Genomic DNA, 1,626 nt, shown 5'->3' with positions numbered 1-1,626 from the left:
AAAATCAATGTGTCTGACATACCGCTATCGCGAGCAAGCTCGGCTCCTACAGGGGTGGTGTTTTATCAGGAACCAGCGATCAGTTGCCGCGCCGCCTGGCTGTGATCGGCAATCAAGCCTTTCAGATCCAGCCCCTCGACCTGCCCGTCAATCACTCGCCACTTGCCACCCACCATTACCCGATCCGCACGATCCGCGCCGCACAACAGCAGCGCCGACACCGGATCATGGCTACCGGAGAATCGCAGTTCATCGAGCTTGAACATCGCCAGGTCAGCCTGCTTGCCCACGGCCAATTCACCAATGTCGCTACGCCCAAGCAACTGCGCCGAACCCTTGGTCGCCCAACCCAGCACGCGTTCCGGCGTGATCTTCTCGGCGCCATAGCGCAGGCGCTGGATGTACAGCGCCTGCCGCGCTTCGAGGATCATGTTCGACGCATCGTTGGAGGCCGAGCCGTCCACGCCCAGGCCCAGCGGAGCTCCGGCTTCGGTCAGCTCGATGCTCGGGCAGATGCCGGACGCCAGGCGCATATTCGAGCTCGGGCAATGGCAGATGCCGGTGCCGGCGGCGCCCAGGCGAGCGATTTCATCCGGGTTGAAGTGGATGCCGTGGGCCAGCCAGGTACGTGGGCCGAGCCAGCCGACGCTGTCGAGATAGTCGACGGTACGCAGGCCGAAACGCTGCAGACAGAAATCCTCTTCGTCGAGGGTTTCCGCCAGGTGCGTGTGCAGACGCACGTCGAGCTTGTTTGCCAGTTCGGCGCTGGCGGCCATGATTTCCTGGGTCACCGAGAACGGCGAGCACGGCGCCAGGGCGATCTGGATCTGCGCGCCATCACCGCGCTCGTGGTACTCGGCGATCAGTCGCTGGCTGTCGTCGAGAATCACCTGGCCTTCCTGCACGGTCTGCTGCGGTGGCAGGCCGCCATCTTTTTCACCGAGGCTCATCGATCCACGGGTCAGCATGGCGCGCATGCCCAGTTCGCGAACGCTCCCGACTTGCACGTCGATGGCATTTTCCAGCCCGTCGGGGAACAGGTAGTGATGGTCGGCGGCGGTGGTGCAACCCGACAGCAGCAATTCGGCCAGGGCGACCTTGGTGGCCAGGGCGAGTTTTTCCGGGGTCAGGCGAGCCCAGACCGGGTACAGGGTTTTCAGCCACGGAAACAACGGCTGGTTGACCACCGGCGCCCAGGCACGGGTCAGGGTTTGATAGAAGTGGTGATGGGTGTTGATCAGGCCCGGCAGGATCACGTGCTCGCGGGCATCGAAGACTTGTCCACAGGGTGTGGAAGGCTGCTGGCCAGCGCCGAGCACTTCGACGATCACACCGTCTTGCAGCACCAGACCGCCACGGGCATCGAGACCGTTGGCCGTGAAAATGGCGAGGGGATTTTTTAACCAGGTACGGGTCGCAGGCATGTTGGCCGGCTCCTCTGAAAGTTGGGTTCAGGGTTGCCAGCTCAGTGTTGCCCTGTCTGCTGATCCAGGGTCGCCGGGGAGGCGAGGTGGGCAGTGTCGATCAAAAGCTTGCTGCGGGCAAGCCCGACCCGACGTACATCTACCCTGTAGGAGCCGAGCTTGCTCGCGATGGTCGTCAACGATGACGTTGGCAGCCTGACAC

At 63.0% G+C, this 1,626-nt stretch carries 1 protein-coding gene; it reads right to left on the bottom strand.

Going from position 1 to position 1,626, the window contains the following annotated elements:
- Window positions 1–65: 65 nt before the first annotated feature.
- Window positions 66–1,424 (bottom strand): 8-oxoguanine deaminase, encoded by a 1,359-nt coding sequence (locus tag ACW9JE_RS30640; RefSeq protein ID WP_457434893.1) that lies wholly within the window; start codon window positions 1,422–1,424, stop codon window positions 66–68.
- Window positions 1,425–1,626: the final 202 nt, after the last annotated feature.

The sequence above is a fragment of the Pseudomonas sp. SDO55104_S430 genome, from assembly GCF_054070595.1.
This window is presented reverse-complemented; position numbering and strand designations above follow the sequence as displayed.